Below are 17804 nucleotides of genomic sequence, written 5' to 3' on the forward strand. Positions count from 1 at the left end.
GGGGTTGATAGGCCGGATCTGGAAGCACCGCAAGGTGTGGAGGTGACCGGTACTAATAGGCCGAGGGCTTGTCCCCAGATTGCTCGCGTCCACTGTGTCAGTTCTGAGACAACGAACCGTTGTCGGCTTTGAGTAGAACATTTAACTGAAAAGTGTGCTTGTTCGCTCGAAACCATTAGGGTTTCGGTGGTCATAGCGTGAGGGAAACGCCCGGTTACATTCCGAACCCGGAAGCTAAGCCTCACAGCGCCGATGGTACTGCAGGGGGGACCCTGTGGGCAGGGTACCCGTTTCTGCGCGAGAATGACTTGCGGTACCAATGACAGGAGTCACCATGTCCACCAACTCTCCCGACGAGCGACCGGAGCGCGATCAGCGCCGCCGGGACAGTGGTGACCGCGGCGCCTCCCGCGGGGGGCCGCGGCGCGACAACGACCGTGGCGGCTACGGTCGACGTGATGACAGTCGGGGTGGCGGTGACCGTGGTGGTTTCCGTCGGGATGACAGTCGTGGTGGCCCCCGGCGTGAGGGCGACCGGCCGGCGTTCCGTCGTGACAACAGTGGTGGCGGTGACCGGCCGACCGCACGCCGTGACGACCGTCGCGGTGAGGACCGTGGCGATCGCGGTGGCTTCCGTCGGGACGACAATCGTGGCGGTGGCGGCTTCCGTGGGCGTGACGACCGGGATCGTGGGGACCGTCCGGCGTTCCGTCGTGACGATCGTCCTGGCGGGCCGCGGCGCGACGACCGTCGTGATGACAGTCGGGGTGGCGGTGACCGTGGTGGTTTCCGTCGGGACGACAGCCGGGGTGGCCCCCGGCGTGAGGGCGACCGGCCGGCCGTACGCCGTGACGACCGTCGCGATGGTGATCGCGGCGGCTTCCGTCGTGACGACCGCAGGGACGGCGAGCGTGGTGGCTTCCGTGGTGATGACCGGCGCGGTGGCGGTGATCGTGGTGGTTTTCGTCGGGACGACAGCCGGGGTGGTGGGGACCGCCCGGCGTTCCGGCGTGACAACAGTGGTGGCGGTGACCGGCCGGCCTTCCGGCGGGATGATCGCCGTGGTGAGGACCGTGGCGATCGCGGTGGCTTCCGTCGGGATGAGAACCGTGGCGGAGGGTTCCGTCGCGACGAGCGGCGGGGCGACGATCGTGACCGGGGTGGGTTCCGGCGTGAGGGGGACCGTCCGGCGTTCCGTCGTGACGATCGTCCTGGTGGGGCGCGGCGCGACGACCGTCGTGATGACAGTCGGGGTGGCGGTGACCGTGGTGGTTTCCGTCGGGATGACAGTCGTGGTGGCCCCCGGCGTGAGGGCGACCGGCCGGCCGTACACCGTGACGACCGCCGCGATGGTGATCGCGGCGGCTTCCGTCGTGACGATCGCAGGGACGATCGGCGTGATGAGCAGCGGCAGGGTGACCGCGGCGGTTACGTACGCCGTGACGACCGGCGGGACGGGGACCGTGGCGATCGCGGTGGGTTCCGGCGTGATGACGACAGTCGCGGTGGCTTCCGTGGGCGGGATGAGCGCGGACGGGACGAGCGTGGTGGCCGTGGGCCGCGGCGTGAGGACAGCCGTGGGGGGCCTGGTGGTTTCCGGGGGCGGGGCGATGACCGGCGTGGTGGCGGGCGCTTCCGTGAGGAGCGTGAGCGGGACCGCGAGCCGATCAAGCGGCTGCCGATCCCCGAGGACGTCACCGGCGAGGAGATCGACAAGGACGTACGGCAGGAGCTGCAGAGTCTGCCGAAAGGGCTTGCCGAGGATGTCGCCAAGAACCTGGTGATGGTGGCCAGGCTCATCGACGAGGACCCCGAGGGCGCGTACGGCTACTCCAAGGTCGCCCTGCGGCTGGCGTCGCGTGTGGCCGCTGTGCGCGAGGCGGCCGGCTTCGCGGCGTACGCGAACCAGAAGTACAGCGAGGCGCTCGCCGAGTTCCGGGCCGCGCGGCGGATGACCGGGAACGTGGACCTGTGGCCCGTCATGGCGGACTGCGAGCGGGGTCTCGGGCGGCCTGAGAAGGCGATGGAGATGGCCGGGGCGCCCGAGGTGCAGAAGCTGGACAAGGCGGGTCAGGTCGAGATGCGGCTCGTGGCGGCCGGGGCGCGGCGCGACATGGGGCAGCTCGACGCCGCCATCGTGACGCTGCAGAGCCCCGAGCTGGCGTCCAATTCGGTTCAGCCCTGGACGGCGCGGCTGCGCTACGCGTACGCCGACGTGCTGCTCGCGGCCGGGCGTGAGGACGAGGCGCGCGAGTGGTTCGCGAAGGCCGTCGAGTCCGACAAGGACGGCACCACGGACGCCTCGGACCGGCTCGCCGAGATGGACGGCGTCGAGTTCGTCGACGTACTCGCCGACGAGAGCGAGACGGACGGCGAAAGGGACAGCGAGAGCGACATCGCGCCCGCGTCGGCCGAGGATGACTCCGAAAAGTCCGAAAAGGATGACTCCGAAGAGGACGAGGGCAGCGGCCTGGAGCGCTGACTGGCGCCCGCGCAGGAGGCGTACGTGCAGGATGGGCGGGATCCCCACGGGGTCCCGCCCATCCGCGTATCAGCGCTCGAGTGCGCGCAGCACCAGGCCCGATGCCGGCTTCGGGCCGAACGACGTCGACTTGCGGGGCATCGTGACGCCCAGGCTCGCCAGGTCGCGTACGACTTCTTCGTGGACCGGGTGCATCAGAACGGCCGTGCCGCCCTCATGTTCGGCCTTGCTGACTGTGGCGGCGGTGTCGTGGATGTACGCGATGTGTTCCGGGACATCCGGGATGTGCCAGATGTGGTCGAGGAGCGCGGAGTGCAGAACCGTTGCGTCGAGGGTGCGCCAGGCTTCCGGGCGGTCGGCCGGGACCGTACGGGCGAGAAGGTCCGGGGAGGGGCGATCGATCAGGTGGAAGGTGCCATCGCCGGCAAGGAGGAAGGCATTTCCCTCGGCTGCCGCTACGGAGAGGGCCTCCAGGGCTTCGGAGAGGGAGCCTTCGACGGGGCGTACGCGGAAGGAGTCGCCGAGGGTGGCCAGGGCGTCCGCGACGGGGAGGTGGTGCAGGAGGCGGTGGATCGCGCGGACGCGGAGCGGGTAGCGCGCGGTGTCGACCAGGAGCACCAGGCCGAAGTCCCAGGAGCTGGGGGAGGGGTGTTCGGCGCGCAGGCGCAGATACGTGGCCCAGCGGTGGTGGCCGTCCGCGATGAGGGCCTGGCGGCGGGCCAGGTCCTTCTGGATCGCCGTCAGGTCCTCGGGGTCGGTCACCGACCACAGGCGGTGGTTGAAGCCGTCCTCCGTGGTCGTGGCCAGGAGCGGCGGACGCTGGGCCGTGCGTTCGATGATGGTGGTGGCGTCGGCGGCGGAGCCGTTGCCGCGGTAGGTCAGGAGGAGGGGTTCGAGGTTCGCGGACGTGGCGCGCATCAGGTCTGCGCGGTCCGCGACGATGTGCGGCATGACGTCCTCGTGCGGCAGGACCACGCCCTCCGACGGCTCCGACAGGCGCAGGGCGCCGATGAGGCCGCGCTGGAGCATGCCGTCGCCGGCGCGCTGTTCGTAGACGTACAGGCCCGGCTCGGAGTCGGCGGTCAGGACGCCCTCGGCGAGCCAGCGTTGGAGGGTGTCCGCCGCCTTCTTGTTGCGAGCGGCGGGCGTGGTGGCCTGGGGGAGGATCAGACGGACGATGTTGTGCGGGTCGGACGATTCGAGGTGGTGCAGTCCGTCGGGGCGTACGACCACGTCGTACGGCGGGGATGTCACGGCGGAGAGGCTGCCGACCCGGTCGGGGTCGTAGCGCAGGCCCCGGAACGGGGTGAGGTCAAGGCCCATGCGGGCCGGTACGTCCGCGGGACCTGCAGTATTCATTGATGCATCGTAAGAGTGTCAGTGGCATGCGCGATGATCGAGGCAATGGGATCGAACGAGGAGCGATACGAAATGAGCCAGACCGTGAGGACGCGGCCCGAGGGGAGTGACCGGCCCCTGAGCGAGGCGTACGACACGGCGCTGCTCGATCTGGACGGGGTGGTGTACGCGGGCGGGGAGGCGATCGCGTACGCCGTCGAGTCGCTCGGCACCGCTCGGACGGGCGGGATGCATCTCGCATACGTCACGAACAATGCACTGCGGACACCCGACACGGTGGCCGCGCACCTCACGGAGCTGGGGATACCGGCCGAGGAATCGGACGTCATCACCTCGGCGCAGGCCGTGGCCCGGCTGATCAGCGGGCAAGTACCCGCGGGGGCGCGGGTGTTGGTGATCGGCGGGGACGGGCTGCGGGTCGCGCTGCGTGAGCGTGGGCTCGTGCCGGTCGAGTCGGCCGAGGACGAGCCGGTGGCGGTCGTGCAGGGGTACGGGGGGCCGGAGCTGCCCTGGGGGCGTTTCGCGGAGGCCTGTTACGCCATTGCACGCGGAGTGCCGTGGTTCGCCTCGAACACCGACCTGACGATTCCCGGTGCGCGGGGGATCGCTCCGGGCAATGGGGCGGCCGTGCAGGTCGTGCGGATCGCGACGGGCGCCGAGCCGCAGGTGGCCGGAAAGCCGCTGCCGCCCATGCATCGGGAGACGATTCTGCGGACGGGGGCGGTGCGGCCGCTGGTGGTCGGGGACCGGCTGGACACGGACATCGAGGGGGCGTTCAACGGTGAGGTGGACTCGCTGCTGGTGCTGACCGGGGTGACGGACGGCGCACAGCTCCTTGCCGCGTCGCCGGAGCACCGGCCGACGTATGTCGACGCCGATCTGCGGGGGCTGTTGACCGGGCAGCCCGAGGTCGTCCAGGTGGGCGAGGGGTTCCGCTGTGGGGGTTGGACCGCCACGGCCGGCGATGAGCGGTTCGAGCTGGAGGGTGAGGGCGAGGCGCTCGACGGGCTGCGGGCGCTGTGCGCCGCCGCCTGGACGGCGGCCGGGGACGGGACATGCGAGCTGGACGGAGGCAAAGCACTGGCACGGCTGGGACTTTGAGCCGCAGGCCACCCGGGACGCCGCTACTCGCGGGCTCCGGGACCGAGCGAGCGCGCAGGTCCGCGAGGTCCGACGAAGTCCTGCGGGCGCACGAATCGAGCCAAATAGAGAGGGTAGGCTAACCTAACTGCGTGTTGGTCGACAGTCCCCCAGAACCGAACGCGGAGACCGCCCCCGCGCCCCCCAAGCGCCGGGCGATACGGGCCGCCGGGCTCCTCGTGTCCATAGCCGTGCTGGTGCTCATCGCGCTGGCGAGCATCGCGATCGGCGCGAAAGACCTGTCCCTGAGCCAGGTCTGGCACGGCCTGTTCGACGACTCGGGCACGTACGGCGACGTCGTGGTGAACGAGCGGCTTTCGCGTACCGTCCTCGGGCTGCTCGTCGGCGCCGCGCTCGGCCTCGCCGGAGCCGTCCTCCAGGCGCTCACCCGCAATCCGCTGGCCGATCCCGGACTGCTCGGCATCAACGCGGGCGCGTCCGCAGCCGTCGTCACGGCCATCACCTACTTCGGCGTCACCTCGCTGAGCGGCTACGTGTGGTTCGCCTTCGGGGGCGCGGCCGTGGTCGGGGTCCTGGTGTACGTCCTCGGCGGGAGCCGGGGCGCGACGCCGGTGCGGCTCGCGCTCGCCGGCACCGCGCTCAGTGCCGCGCTCTACGGCTATCTACAGGCCGTGATGATCATGGACCAGGCGGCGCTCGGCAAGATGCGCTTCTGGACGGTCGGTTCACTGTCCTCGGCCAACGACAGGACCATCGAGCAGGTGCTGCCGTTCCTCGCGATCGGTACGGTCCTGGCACTGGCCCTCGCCCGGCCGCTGAACGCCATGGCCATGGGTGACGACACCGCCCGTGCGCTCGGCGCGCATCTGGGCCGTACCCGCGCGCTGTCCATTGCGGCCGCGACCCTGCTGTGCGGGGCCGCGACGGCCGCCTGCGGGCCGATCGTGTTCGTCGGGCTGATGGTCCCGCACGTCGTACGGTCCTTCACCGGGCCCGACATGCGCTGGATCCTGCCGTACGCCACCGTGCTCTCGCCGGTGCTGCTGCTCGGCGCCGATGTGGTCGGCCGGATGGTCGCGCGGCCCGCCGAGCTCCAGGTCGGCATCGTCACCGCGATCCTCGGTGGCCCGGTCTTCATCTTTCTCGTACGACGGCGGAGGACGGCGCAGCTGTGAAGGTCCTGACCAAGCAGGCCGGTTCCGCCCGGCCGCCGTTCCGCGCCCGGCCCGTCCGTACCGGCGGCGGGCTGTCCGTCCGTATCGACGTCCGCTCGCTCACGGTTGTCGTCCTGCTGCTGGTGGCCGCGGTCACCGCGAGCGTCGTCCTCATCGGCACCGGCGACTTCCCGATCCCGGCCGGCGACGTGCTCAAGACGCTGTTCGGCAACGGCGAGGTGGGGCAGGAGTTCATCGTCAACGAGCTGCGGCTGCCGCGGGTTCTCGTCGGCCTCCTGGTGGGGGCCTCGCTCGGGCTCGGCGGCGCGCTTTTCCAGGCCATCTCCCGTAATCCGCTGGGCAGTCCCGATGTGCTCGGTCTCGCGCAGGGCTCCACGGCCGGCGCGCTCACCGTGATCGTGCTGTTCTCGGGGAGTGCGGCGGAGGTCACCCTCGGGGCGCTCTTCGGCGGTCTGGTGACCGGACTCGCCATCTATGTGCTCGCCTGGAAGCGGGGTGTGCACGGGTATCGACTGGTCCTGGTCGGTATCGGTGTCTCCGCGATGGCCGTGGCCGTCAACGGCTATCTGCTCACCAAGGCCGACATCGTGGACGCCGCCCGTGCGGTCGTGTGGATGACGGGCTCGCTCAACGGCCGTGACTGGGAACAGGTCTGGCCGCTGCTCGGGCTGTGGGCAGTCCTGGTACCCCTCGTCCTCGGCAACGCGCGAGGGCTGTACATGCTGGAGATGGGCGACGACGTCGCGTACGCACTCGGGGTGCGGGTCGAGCGGACCCGGCTGCTGCTGATGCTGGCCGCCGTGCTGCTCACCGCGGCCGCCACCGCAGCCGCGGGCCCGGTCGCCTTCGTCGCGCTCACCGCGCCGCAGCTCGCCCGGCGCCTCACCCGCGCTCCGGGGCCGAACCTGATGCCCGCGATGTGCATGGGCGCCACCCTGCTGGTCGTCGCGGACTGGGCCTCGCAGCGGGCCTTCGGCGCGGACCAGCTGCCCGTCGGGGTGGTGACCGGAGTGCTCGGCGGTGTTTATCTGCTGTGGCTCCTCGTCACCGAGCGCAAGGCGGGCCGGATATGAACACCGACGGCAAGACGAGTATGGGCGCCGATGGCGGGCCGCACACGAACACCCAAAGGAGCACTGTGAACCGCCTGTCCGCCGAGAACGTCACCCTGGCCTACGACCAGCGGGTCATCGCCGAGCAGCTGTCGGTCGAGATACCCGACAACTCCTTCACCGTCATCGTCGGCCCGAACGCCTGCGGCAAGTCCACCCTGCTGCGCGCCCTGTCGCGGATGCTGAAGCCGAGCGAGGGCCGGGTGCTGCTCGACGGGCAGGTCATCCAGTCGATGCCCGCGAAGAAGGTGGCAAGGACGCTCGGGCTGCTGCCGCAGTCGTCGATCGCGCCCGACGGGATCACGGTCGGCGATCTGGTGGGCCGGGGCCGCTATCCGCACCAGGGGCTGCTGCGGCAGTGGTCGACCGAGGACGAGCGGGTCGTACGGGAGTCGATGGCCTCGACAGGGGTCGCCGAACTGGCCGACCGCTACGTCGACGAACTCTCCGGGGGCCAGCGCCAGCGCGTCTGGATCGCCATGGCGCTCGCTCAGCAGACCCCGCTGCTGCTGCTCGACGAGCCGACCACCTATCTCGACATCCAGCACCAGATCGACGTACTGGACCTGTGTGCCGAACTCCATGAGGAGCAGGGCAGGACCCTGGTCGCCGTGCTGCACGACCTCAACCACGCGGCCCGGTACGCCACCCATCTCATCGCCCTGCGCGAGGGCTCCGTCATCGCCCAGGGCGCGCCGTCGGACATCGTCACGGCCGAGCTGGTCGAGGAGGTCTTCGGGCTGCGCTGCCAGGTCATCGACGATCCGGAGACGGGTACGCCGCTGGTGGTGCCTGCGGCGCGGAAGGCACGTACGTCCGCTGCCGTCAGCGTCGCGAAGGGCTCTTGAAGGCCCTGAACCGGGTGATGGGTCAGAGCAGCTTTCTGAGCCGGAGGAGGTCGCGCAGGCCCGCTTCGAGCCTGACCCGGCCCGAGCCCCAGGCCTTCGCGAAGTGCAGCTCGCCGTCCACCAGGGCGACCAGATCGTCACCGCTCATCGCGAGCCGGATCTGGGCCTTCTCTGGCGGAGGGCCCTGCACGGTGTCGAGCACCTCGATGCGGCCGTCCTTGAGACGCCCTACGAAGGTGATGTCGAGGTCGGTGATACGGCAGCTCAGCGAGCGGTCCAGGGCGGCGGCACTGCGCACGTCGCCCTTCGCGCCCGCCATGTTGTCCGAGAGTTTGTCGAGTGCGCTGCGGCACTCCTCAATCGTGGCCATCGCGGACGACGGTACCCCAGCGCTTCGCGGTAGCGTCGGGGCATGAACGACTGGGAGCTTCCCGCCGAACCGGCGTCCGAACCCGAGGCCGGCCCGGAGACCGAATCCGAGGCCGGATTCCAGGGCGGACCCGAGGGTGCACCCGAAGCCGGCCGGGAGACCGGATCCGCATACGACCCCGCAGCCCCCGCCCCGCTGAACGTGCCGCGCACCCCGACCGGGAACGCCGAAGTGGACGCCCAACTCGACCGTCTCGCCGATGCCGACCACCTCGCCGCGGACGGGCACATCGAGGTGTACGAAGATGTGCACCGGGGGCTGCGCGACGCGCTCACCGCACTCGACGCCCGCCCGGGACCCCAAGGGCCCTCGGGACCGCCGGGGCCCTCGGCGCCGCACGGCATGAACAACAGGAGCTGAACCGAACGTGGCAGGAGTGGCACGACGCCGCCTCGACGCCGAGCTGGTCCGCCGGAAGCTCGCCCGCTCGCGGGAGCACGCCGGCCAGCTGATCGCCGCTGGGCGGGTCTCCGTCGGCAAGACCCTCGCGACGAAGCCGGCCACCCAGGTGGAGACCGCCGCCGCCATCGTGGTCACCCGCGACGACAGCGACCCCGACTACGTCTCACGCGGCGGCCACAAGCTGGCGGGGGCGCTGAAGGTCTTCGTGCCGCTCGGCCTGAAGGTCGAGGGGCGGCGGGCGCTGGACGCCGGCGCCTCGACCGGCGGATTCACCGATGTACTGCTGCGCGCGGGGGCCGCCCACGTCGTCGCCGTCGACGTCGGCTACGGGCAGCTGGCATGGTCACTCCAAAGCGATGAACGGGTCACCGTCAAGGACCGTAAGAACGTACGCGAGTTGACGTTGGAGGCGATCGATGGGGAGCCGGTGGATCTTATTGTCGGTGACTTGTCCTTCATCCCGCTCGGACTGGTGCTGCCCGCCCTTGTGCGGTGCGCGGCGCCCGATGCCGATCTGGTGATGATGGTCAAGCCGCAGTTCGAGGTGGGCAAGGAGCGGCTGGGGAGCGGCGGTGTCGTACGCAGCCCCGAACTGCGGGCCGAGGCCGTGCGCGGGGTGGCCCGGCACGCGTGGGGGTTGGGGCTCGGGGTGAAGGGCGTCACCGCCAGCCCGCTGCCCGGGCCCTCTGGGAACGTCGAGTACTTTCTGTGGCTGCGAGCCGGTGCACCCGAACTGGACCCGGCCGACGTAGACCGTGCAGTGGCGGAGGGGCCGCGTTGACCGATACCCGAGTTCGTACTGTTTTCCTGCTGGCTCACACCGGGCGGCCCGCGGCCATCCGCAGTGCCGAACTCGTCGTCCAGGGGCTGCTGCGCTCCGGGCTCGGTGTACGAGTGCTCGAGGCCGAGGCGGCCGATCTGCCGCTGCCGCCGACGGTGGAACTCGTCAAGGAGGCGACTCCCGAGTGCCTCGACGGGTGTGAGCTGCTGATCGTGCTGGGCGGTGACGGGACGCTGCTGCGTGGCGCCGAGTTCGCACGCGCCTCCGGGGTGCCGATGCTCGGCGTCAACCTGGGGCGTGTCGGCTTCCTGGCGGAGGCCGAGCGTGACGACCTCGACAAGGTTGTCGACCGGGTGGTGACTCGGGCGTACGAGGTCGAGGAGCGGATGACCGTCGACGTCGTCGTGCACAGCAACGGTGATGTCGTGCACACCGACTGGGCGCTCAACGAGGCCGCCGTGCAGAAGGTTTCCGCCGAGCGGCTCCTTGAGGTGGTTCTCGAGATCGACGGGCGGCCCGTCACCGGGTTCGGGTGCGACGGCATAGTCTGCGCGACTCCTACCGGGTCTACGGCGTATGCGTTTTCCGCCGGTGGGCCTGTGGTGTGGCCGGAGGTCGAGGCGCTGCTCATGGTGCCGATCAGTGCGCATGCGCTGTTCGCCAAGCCGCTGGTCACCTCGCCGGACTCGGTGCTTGCTGTTGAGGTTCAGCCGCACACTCCGCATGGGGTGTTGTGGTGCGATGGGCGGCGGACGATCGAGTTGCCGGAGGGGGCGCGGGTGGAGGTTCGGCGGGGGGCTGTGCCGGTGCGGCTGGCTCGGTTGCACCATGCGTCGTTCACGGACCGGCTGGTTGCCAAGTTCGCGCTGCCTGTGGCTGGTTGGCGGGGGGCGCCGCACTAGTGGTTGGGGCGGGTGGGTTTTTCTTTCCCCAGCCCCGCCCCTTCCCGAAACTGAGGGCTGCGCCCCCAGACCCCCGGTTCGTATGTTCGCTGCGGGTGCGTTGTGGCTGGTCGCGCAGTTCCCCGCGCCCCTAAAAAGACTGCGTCTTCACGCAACGGAGCCAGGGGGGCGTCGCACCGGCCCAGGGAAACCTCGTAAGGTCGTGGTCGTGCTGGAGGAGATGCGGATACGGTCGCTCGGAGTCATCGATGACGCCGTTGTCGAGTTGTCGCCCGGCTTTACCGCCGTGACCGGTGAGACCGGGGCGGGTAAGACGATGGTGGTCACCAGCCTTGGGCTGCTGCTGGGCGGGCGTGCGGATGCGGGTCTCGTGCGGATCGGTGCCAAGAACGCTGTGGTGGAGGGGCGGATCACTGTTCCCGAGGGTGCCTCGGCGGTCGTACGGGCCGAGGAGGCGGGGGCCGAGCTCGACGACGGGGCGCTGTTGATCAGCCGTACCGTGTCCGCCGAAGGGCGCTCGCGGGCCCACCTGGGCGGGCGTTCCGTGCCCGTGGGGGTGCTCGCCGAACTCGCCGACGAGCTTGTCGCCGTACACGGTCAGTCCGACCAACAGGGGCTGCTCAAGCAGTCCCGGCAGCGGCAGGCACTCGACCGGTACGCGGGCGACGCGGTCGCCGTGCCGCTCGCCAAGTACGCGAGCGCCTACCGTCGGCTGCGGGCCATCTCGGCCGAGCTGGACGAGATCACCACGCGCGCGCGGGAACGTGCCCAGGAAGCCGACATGCTGCGCTTCGGGCTCGACGAGATCGCGGCGGTGGAGCCGCGGGCGGGCGAGGACGTGGAGCTGGCGGCCGAGGCCGAGCGGCTGGGGCATGCCGAGGCGCTCGCGTCCGCGGCCACGGCGGCGCACGCGGCGCTGGCGGGCAACCCTGAGGATCCCGAGGGCATCGACGCCACGACACTCGTCGCAGGCGCGCACCGGGCCCTGGAGGCGGTGCGTTCCCACGACTCCGCGCTGGCCGCGCTCGCCGAGCGGCTCGGGGAGATCGGGATTCTGCTGGGCGATGTGGCGGGGGAGTTGGCGGGGTACGCCGATGACCTGGACGCCGATCCGCTGCGGCTCGCGGCGGTCGAGGAACGGCGGGCCGCGCTCACCGCGCTGACGCGCAAGTACGGCGAGGACGTGGCTGCCGTGCTGGCCTGGGCCGAGCAAGGGGCCGCACGGCTCCTGGAGTTGGAGGGGGACGACGACCGGATCGGTGAACTGACGGCCGAACGGGACGCATTGCGGGCCGAACTGGGCGGCTTGGCGCAGGCGTTGACGGACGCTCGTACGGAGGCCGCCGAGCGGTTCGCCGCCGCCGTGACCGCCGAGCTCGCCTCGCTCGCCATGCCGCACGCGCGTGTGTCGTTCGCGATCCGGCAGACGGAGGACCCGGACGGCGTGGAGGTGGGCGGTCGTACGGTCGCGTACGGGCCTGCCGGCGTGGACGAGGTCGAGTTGCTTCTCGCGCCGCACCCGGGGGCGCCGCCGCGGCCCATCGCCAAGGGCGCGTCCGGTGGTGAGCTGTCGCGCGTGATGCTCGCGGTGGAGGTTGTGTTCGCGGGTACGGATCCGGTGCCGACGTACCTCTTCGACGAGGTCGACGCGGGCGTCGGCGGCAAGGCCGCGGTCGAGATCGGCCGCCGGCTCGCCCGCCTCGCCAAGACCGCACAGGTCGTCGTCGTCACCCACCTGCCCCAGGTCGCCGCCTTCGCCGACCGGCAACTCCTCGTCGAGAAGACCAGCGACGGCTCGGTCACCCGCTCCGGTGTGAAGGCCCTGGAGGGCGAGGACCGCATCCGCGAACTGTCCCGCATGCTGGCGGGCCAGGAGGACTCGGAAACGGCCCGCGCCCACGCGGAGGAACTGCTGGCGACGGCTCGGGGAGACGGGTAACTGCCGCTCCGCGGCGTGGCCTTGACGGCTCTGCGGTCCCGTCTCCCGCCGGTCAGGCGGGCCCACCGCCACACCTGTGGTCCTGGAAGTCCCTGCGTCCTGGCATCCTTAGGGGTAGGAGAACGCGCCGTACACCCCAGCGGAGCGTTCCCGTGTGCGTTGTCTCTGTACTTTCTTCGTGACCGCCCGTCGCTGAACCAGGAGCCCCGGCCACGTGAGCACCACTGTGAGCAGCCAGTTGTCGCATGGTCGATCGGCGCTGCGTACCGTGCAGGTGCTCGGCGGCGGCAGTGCGGGGAGCAGTGCGCATGTGCGGTCGTTGGCGTCGGGGCTTGTGGCGCGAGGCGTGCGCGTGACCGTGTGCGCACCGGTCGCGGCGGACCGGGCGTACGACTTCAGCGGTGTCGGTGCCCAGCATGTGCACGTGCCGCGGCGGAGTGACCCGGCTTCCGTGGCCGCGTTGCGGGCGGCCTGCGCGGATGCCGATCTTGTGCACGCGCATGGGCTGCACGCCGGGATGAGGGCGGCCATGGCGCTCGGTGGGCGGCGTGTCCCGTTCATCGTGACCTGGCACAGCCGCGCGCACAGCGAGGGGGCGCGGGCGCATCTGCTGCGTCTGCTGGAGCGGCGGGTCGCGAAGGCCGCTTCGGTGGTCCTGGGGACCTCGTCCGACCTGGTGGAGCGGGCCCGGCGCAGCGGGGCGCGTGATGCCCGGCTCGCCGCGGTCGCGCTGCCGGGGGCGCGGCGGCCCGCCTTCGAGGGCGAGGAACTGGAGCGGCTGCGCCCCAAGGCGCGGGCCGAACTCGGTGCCACGGACCGGCCGTTGCTCATGGCGGTCGGCTCGCTCGAGCGGCATCGGGGGTACGACACGTTGCTGGACGCCGCGCGCGCCTGGCGGCGGCTGGATCCCGTACCGCTGCTCGTGATCGCCGGGGAAGGGCCGCTGCGCGGGGAACTTCAGAGGCGTATCGAGGACGAAGGGCTGCCGGTACGTCTGGTCGGGCGGCGTGACGACGTCGGTGAACTGCTGGCGGCAGCCGATCTCGCGCTGCTGCCCGGCGGTGGGGAATCGCGCTCCGTGCTCGCCCAGGAAGCCCTCCACGCGCGCGTGCCGCTCGTCGCGGCCGAGACGGGCGGGATCCCCGAACTGGTCGGTGACGCCGCGGAACTCGTACCGCACGCAGATGCGGAAGCGCTCGCCGGCGCCGTCGTACGCCTCCTCGCTGATCCGGAACGGCGTGAGGTCCTGAAGGACAAGGGCAGGCTGCAGGCCGCCTCCTGGCCGACCGAGGACGAGACAGTCGCCCAGGTCCTCAGCGTCTACGACGAGTTGACGAAGCCGTTGCCCTTGCCGTAGTCGGCTAGGGGACCAGCCTGCGGGCCCGCAGCGCCAGACTCAGTGCCAGTACCGTCTGCGGGTCTTCCAGGTCCGTCCCCAGCAACTCCCCGATCCGGGCGAGGCGGTTGTAGAGCGTCTGCCGGTTGAGGTGCAGTTCGCGTGCTGTCTCCGCCTTGCGGCCGGCGTGGGCCAAGTACGTCTCCAGGGTGGGCAGGAGCGGCGGCCTGGAACGGTTGTCGTGGTCCAGGAGAGGGCCGATCGCGCGGTCCACGAAGGCGGCGAGGTCGGAGTGGTCCCGCAGCCGCCACAGCAACAGGTCGATGTCCAGGCGCCGGGCGTCGTACCAGGGGCGGTCGGACAGCCCCTGCGCCGCCGTCGCCGCCTCGGCCGCGTGCCGCAGGCCCGCCGACGCCGCCGCCCAGCCACCGGCCACGCCGACCACCACGACCGGCGGCTGCGCCCCGGGCCGCAGCACGCTCGCGCGGTCCACACCGGCCCGCAGCGCCGCCGCCACCCGGTCCGCGACGGCCCGGCGTTCGGACTCCGCGCGCAGGCCCAGAAGCAGCGGTACACGGCCCTCCACGGGACGTACGCCCACCAGGACCGGCACCCCCACCGAGGCCAGCTCCTCGGCGACCGCGCGCGCCAGGACGGCCCAGCCTCCGCCTTCTGGGGACAAGCCGTCGGCCAGCCGCATCACCACCGGCAGCAGCGGGCCGCCGCCCGGCTTGAAGCCGAGTACGCGGGCCTGCGCGGGCGCGTCCTCGGCGGTGACCCGGCCCTCGGCGAGATCGGTGAGGAAGTCGCCACGACCGCGCGCCGCCAATTCCTCCTCCTGACGGGCCTGCATCAGCACCACGGCGAGGATGCCCGCGGCCCGCTCCGCCGCCATCCGGTGCACAGGCGCGAGCGGGGCGGCGACGGGCAGGAGCACCAGCCGGGCCCGCACCGAGCCGGTGCCGAGCCCGCCACCGGGGACGTCGACGAGTACCGAACCCGTGGGCGGTTCGTCCTTGTGCCGGCCGCGCAGGCCCTCCCACACCTGGAGCGGATCAGTGTCGGCGGGCCCGGCCCCGGCCGCGTACAGGAGCTGCCGGTCCGGCGTCTCCAGGAACACCGGATTTGTGCTGAAGTCGGCCAGAATGCCGAGTACTTGAGGGATCCCGCCCCCGCCGAGCAGCGCCTGGGTGCAGCGGCGGTGCACCTCCTCGGCCCGCTGGAGCAGCGCGTAGTGGCCGTTGACGATCTCGGTGTGCACTTCCTCCGTGACCGCCACGAACGGCACCTCGCGGTGCAGCTGGACCAGCGGCAGACCGGCCGCGCGCGCCGTGTCCACGAGCGCCGCCGGCAGCCGTGTGAAGCGCGGACCGAGCTCCACGACGAGCGCCGCGATCCCGCGCTCGGCGAGGGTACGCACGAACGCCCGCTGCTCGGCCGGGCGGGCGCCGAGCCCGTACCCCGTGGTCAGCAGCAGCTCGCCGCCCTTGAGCAGCGAGGCGATGTGCGGCACCTCACCCGCGTGCACCCAGCGCACGGTACGGTCCAGCCGGTCGGCGCCCGCCAGGACCTCCGGCAGGCCACCGTGCAGCCCGGGCAGTTCCAGGGCCCGCCGCACGGTGATCCCGCCACCGGGCGCGTCCGGTGTGTCGACACCGCTGTCCATGAGCCCGCTGTCCATGGGGCGGACGCTACCGGCGCCCGCCGAACGGCGACAGACGATCAGCCGCCGTACGCCCCCGAAGCCGTCAGCCGCAGTGCCGTGTCGATCAGGGGCACGTGACTGAACGCCTGCGGGAAGTTCCCCACCTGGCGCTTCAGGCGCGGGTCCCACTCCTCGGCCAGCAGGCCGAGGTCGTTGCGCAGGGCGAGCAGCTTCTCGAAGAGCTTGCGGGCCTCGTCCACGCGGCCGATCATCGCCAGGTCGTCCGCCATCCAGAACGAGCAGGCGAGGAACGCGCCCTCGTCACCCTCCAGGCCGTCCACGCCCGCGTCCTCACCGGCGGTGGGGTAGCGCAGGATGAAGCCGTCGGTGGTCGACAGCTCCCGCTGGATGGCCTCGATCGTGCCGATCACCCGCTTGTCGTCCGGCGGCAGGAAGCCCATCTGCGGGATCAGCAGCAGCGAGGCGTCCAGCTCCTTGGAGCCGTACGACTGCGTGAAGGTGTTGCGCTCCTTGTCGTAACCCTTCTCACACACATCGCGGTGGATGTCGTCGCGCAGCTCGCGCCACTTCTCCAGCGGACCGTCCGCGTCGCCGGACTCGATGAGCTTGATGGTGCGGTCGACGGCGACCCAGGCCATCACCTTGGAGTGCACGAAGTGCCGACGCGGACCGCGGACCTCCCAGATGCCCTCGTCCGGCTGGTCCCAGTGGTTCTCCAGGTACCGGATCAGCTTGAGCTGCAGCAGGGACGCGTAGTCGTTGCGGGCCAGGCCCGTCATGTGCGCCAGGTGCAGGGCCTCGGTGACCTCGCCGTAGACGTCCAGCTGGAGCTGGTGCGCGGCGCCGTTCCCGACGCGTACGGGCGAGGAGTTCTCGTATCCGGGCAGCCAGTCGAGCTCCGCCTCGCCCAACTCCCGCTCGCCCGCGATCCCGTACATGATCTGCAGGCTCTCCGGGTCGCCCGCGACCGCGCGCAGCAGCCACTCGCGCCAGGCGCGCGCCTCGTCGCGGTAGCCGGTGCGCAGCAGCGAGGAGAGGGTGATGGCCGCGTCGCGCAGCCAGGTGTAGCGGTAGTCCCAGTTGCGGACGCCGCCGATCTCCTCCGGAAGCGAGGTGGTGGGCGCGGCGACGATGCCGCCGGTCGGCGCGTACGTCAGCGCCTTCAGGGTGATGAGCGAGCGGACCACGGCCTCGCGGTAGGGCCCGTGGTACGTGCACTGCTCGACCCACTCGCGCCAGAACTCCTCGGTGGCCTCCAGGGCCTGCTCCGGCTCGGGCAGCGCGGGCGGCTCCTTGTGCGAGGGCTGCCAGGAGATGGTGAACGCGATCCGGTCGCCCGGTGCCACCGTGAAGTCCGCGTACGTGGTCAGCGACTTGCCGTAGGTCTCGGCCGTCGTGTCGAACCACACGGAGTCGGGCCCGGCGACGGCCACCGTCCGCCCTTCGTGCTTGTGCACCCAGGGCACGACACGGCCGTACGAGAAACGCATCCGCAGCGCCGAGCGCATCGGCACCCGGCCCGAGACGCCCTCGACGATCCGCACCAGTTGGGGTGCGCCGTCACGCGGGGGCATGAAATCGGTCACACGGACCGTTCCACGTGGGGTATCCCACTCGGATTCGAGGATGAGGGAGTCGCCGCGGTAGCCGCGGCGGACCGCTCTGGGCGGTTCGGCGTCCGCCGAGTGGGCTGGGCCAAGGCGCCAGAAGCCGTGCTCCTCGGTGCCGAGCAGTCCGGCGAAGACGGCGTGGGAGTCGAAGCGGGGCAGGCACAGCCAGTCCACCGTGCCGTCCCGGCAGACCAGCGCTGCGGTCTGCATGTCTCCGATAAGTGCGTAGTCCTCGATGCGCCCGGCCACGTGCATCTCCAGTCGAACGGCCACGTCGCCCCCCGAGGGGCGGTTGCTCTTTGCGGTCAGGGGAATGGGTCAATACAGCGTCGTTGCATGACGTCAATGGTCGCAGTGATTGTTGGTGCGAAACGAACTGACGAGCTCTGTGTCCGGAGAATACGGGCGGGGTGGTGCCGTTGTTCGGCCCGGCTCGGCAGCGATCGTCCGAGCAGGATACGACGCAGGATGGTGATCCGCGCGCCCCTCCCTGGAAAGCGATTGCGCCGGATGAGTGGGAAGAGCGAGTACCACTGTGCCCCGTGTCGGCCCGTGTGCGGAGCGTGGCCGGAAGCGGCCTCCCCCGGGCGCTGATACCCTGGTAGCCCGTGGACCGGTGGGCGCCCCCGAAGCAGAAACCGACGCGAGGGGTCCCCCGAAC

15 protein-coding genes and 1 rRNA gene are annotated in these 17804 nt (G+C 71.1%); 12 read left to right on the forward strand and 4 right to left on the reverse strand.

Translation table 11 applies throughout. The features are described from left to right. The first annotated feature begins 182 nt into the window (after positions 1 to 182). The 3 genes from rrf (at position 183) to OP79_RS56475 (ending at position 2482) form a co-directional block, all read left to right on the forward strand. A 5S ribosomal RNA gene (gene rrf / locus OP79_RS27870) occupies positions 183 to 302 on the forward strand. A 135-nt stretch (positions 303 to 437) separates the two neighbouring features. After that, on the forward strand, positions 438 to 1784 hold the full coding sequence (locus OP79_RS58610) for a hypothetical protein (protein WP_211270880.1): 1347 nt from the start codon (positions 438 to 440) through the stop codon (positions 1782 to 1784). Beyond that, positions 1676 to 2482: a tetratricopeptide repeat protein gene (locus tag OP79_RS56475; protein ID WP_211270879.1), complete on the forward strand. Its 807-nt coding sequence runs from the start codon at positions 1676 to 1678 to the stop codon at positions 2480 to 2482. Before OP79_RS58610 ends, OP79_RS56475 begins: the two co-directional genes overlap by 109 nt. A gap of 69 nt (positions 2483 to 2551) precedes the next feature. Here OP79_RS56475 and OP79_RS27885 read toward each other — a convergent pair whose 3' ends face one another. Then, a complete protein-coding gene (locus tag OP79_RS27885; protein WP_033323989.1) occupies positions 2552 to 3841 on the reverse strand; it encodes a DUF1015 domain-containing protein in 1290 nt (429 codons plus the stop codon). A gap of 72 nt (positions 3842 to 3913) precedes the next feature. Between OP79_RS27885 and OP79_RS27890 the strand changes: the two genes are divergently transcribed. The 4 genes from OP79_RS27890 to OP79_RS27905 all read left to right on the forward strand — a co-directional run bounded on the left by OP79_RS27890 (position 3914) and on the right by OP79_RS27905 (position 8077). Next, complete coding sequence (locus tag OP79_RS27890; RefSeq protein WP_033323991.1) at positions 3914 to 4942, forward strand: HAD hydrolase-like protein; 1029 nt, start codon at positions 3914 to 3916, stop codon at positions 4940 to 4942. 131 nt (positions 4943 to 5073) lie between these two features. Next, positions 5074 to 6117 carry a FecCD family ABC transporter permease gene (locus tag OP79_RS27895; RefSeq protein WP_033323992.1) on the forward strand — a complete coding sequence of 348 codons (1044 nt, stop codon included), beginning with the start codon at positions 5074 to 5076 and terminating at the stop codon, positions 6115 to 6117. Further along, positions 6114 to 7190: a FecCD family ABC transporter permease gene (locus OP79_RS27900; RefSeq protein WP_245685469.1), complete on the forward strand. Its 1077-nt coding sequence runs from the start codon at positions 6114 to 6116 to the stop codon at positions 7188 to 7190. The genes OP79_RS27895 and OP79_RS27900 overlap by 4 nt, the downstream gene beginning before the upstream one ends. Positions 7191 to 7210: 20 nt before the next feature. Continuing rightward, positions 7211 to 8077: an ABC transporter ATP-binding protein gene (locus tag OP79_RS27905; RefSeq protein WP_106972495.1), complete on the forward strand. Its 867-nt coding sequence runs from the start codon at positions 7211 to 7213 to the stop codon at positions 8075 to 8077. A gap of 22 nt (positions 8078 to 8099) precedes the next feature. Here OP79_RS27905 and OP79_RS27910 read toward each other — a convergent pair whose 3' ends face one another. Next, positions 8100 to 8447 (reverse strand): SCP2 sterol-binding domain-containing protein, encoded by a 348-nt coding sequence (locus tag OP79_RS27910; protein WP_033323994.1) that lies wholly within the window; start codon positions 8445 to 8447, stop codon positions 8100 to 8102. A gap of 42 nt (positions 8448 to 8489) precedes the next feature. Between OP79_RS27910 and OP79_RS27915 the strand changes: the two genes are divergently transcribed. The 5 genes from OP79_RS27915 (at position 8490) to OP79_RS27935 (ending at position 13888) form a co-directional block, all read left to right on the forward strand. Continuing rightward, positions 8490 to 8867 carry a hypothetical protein gene (locus OP79_RS27915; protein ID WP_033323995.1) on the forward strand — a complete coding sequence of 126 codons (378 nt, stop codon included), beginning with the start codon at positions 8490 to 8492 and terminating at the stop codon, positions 8865 to 8867. 7 nt (positions 8868 to 8874) lie between these two features. Then, a complete protein-coding gene (locus OP79_RS27920) occupies positions 8875 to 9690 on the forward strand; it encodes a TlyA family RNA methyltransferase (protein WP_033323997.1) in 816 nt (271 codons plus the stop codon). Further along, positions 9687 to 10592, forward strand: coding sequence for an NAD kinase (locus tag OP79_RS27925; protein WP_033323998.1), 906 nt, complete (start codon positions 9687 to 9689; stop codon positions 10590 to 10592). The genes OP79_RS27920 and OP79_RS27925 overlap by 4 nt, the downstream gene beginning before the upstream one ends. Before the next feature lie 220 nt (positions 10593 to 10812). After that, positions 10813 to 12531 (forward strand): DNA repair protein RecN, encoded by a 1719-nt coding sequence (gene recN / locus OP79_RS27930; protein WP_033324117.1) that lies wholly within the window; start codon positions 10813 to 10815, stop codon positions 12529 to 12531. A gap of 214 nt (positions 12532 to 12745) precedes the next feature. After that, complete coding sequence (locus OP79_RS27935; RefSeq protein WP_033323999.1) at positions 12746 to 13888, forward strand: glycosyltransferase family 4 protein; 1143 nt, start codon at positions 12746 to 12748, stop codon at positions 13886 to 13888. Positions 13889 to 13892: 4 nt separating this feature from the next. Here the strand turns inward: OP79_RS27935 and OP79_RS27940 are convergent, their stop codons facing one another. Together OP79_RS27940 and OP79_RS27945 are read right to left on the reverse strand one after the other, a co-directional pair. Beyond that, the gene (locus tag OP79_RS27940) at positions 13893 to 15533 is read right to left on the reverse strand and encodes a PucR family transcriptional regulator (RefSeq protein ID WP_033324000.1); all 1641 of its coding nucleotides are present in this window, start codon (positions 15531 to 15533) and stop codon (positions 13893 to 13895) included. A gap of 56 nt (positions 15534 to 15589) precedes the next feature. After that, a complete protein-coding gene (locus OP79_RS27945) occupies positions 15590 to 17398 on the reverse strand; it encodes a glycoside hydrolase family 15 protein (protein ID WP_078492052.1) in 1809 nt (602 codons plus the stop codon). Between the last annotated feature and the right edge of the window lie 406 nt (positions 17399 to 17804).

The sequence above is a fragment of the Streptomyces yerevanensis genome (assembly GCF_000716805.1).
GTDB lineage: Bacteria > Actinomycetota > Actinomycetes > Streptomycetales > Streptomycetaceae > Streptomyces > Streptomyces flaveus.

Bases quoted from the DNA above. Each gene is read 5' to 3' on its own strand.
- OP79_RS27885 (WP_033323989.1), bottom strand. From the start codon at position 3,841: ATGAATACTGCAGGTCCCGCGGACGTACCGGCCCGCATGGGCCTTGAC.
- OP79_RS27945 (WP_078492052.1), bottom strand. From the start codon at position 17,398: ATGCACGTGGCCGGGCGCATCGAGGACTACGCACTTATCGGAGACATG.
- OP79_RS27915 (WP_033323995.1), top strand. From the start codon at position 8,490: ATGAACGACTGGGAGCTTCCCGCCGAACCGGCGTCCGAACCCGAGGCC.
- recN (WP_033324117.1), top strand. From the start codon at position 10,813: ATGCGGATACGGTCGCTCGGAGTCATCGATGACGCCGTTGTCGAGTTG.
- OP79_RS27910 (WP_033323994.1), bottom strand. From the start codon at position 8,447: ATGGCCACGATTGAGGAGTGCCGCAGCGCACTCGACAAACTCTCGGAC.
- OP79_RS27940 (WP_033324000.1), bottom strand. From the start codon at position 15,533: ATGGACAGCGGTGTCGACACACCGGACGCGCCCGGTGGCGGGATCACC.
- OP79_RS27890 (WP_033323991.1), top strand. From the start codon at position 3,914: ATGAGCCAGACCGTGAGGACGCGGCCCGAGGGGAGTGACCGGCCCCTG.
- OP79_RS27905 (WP_106972495.1), top strand. From the start codon at position 7,211: ATGGGCGCCGATGGCGGGCCGCACACGAACACCCAAAGGAGCACTGTG.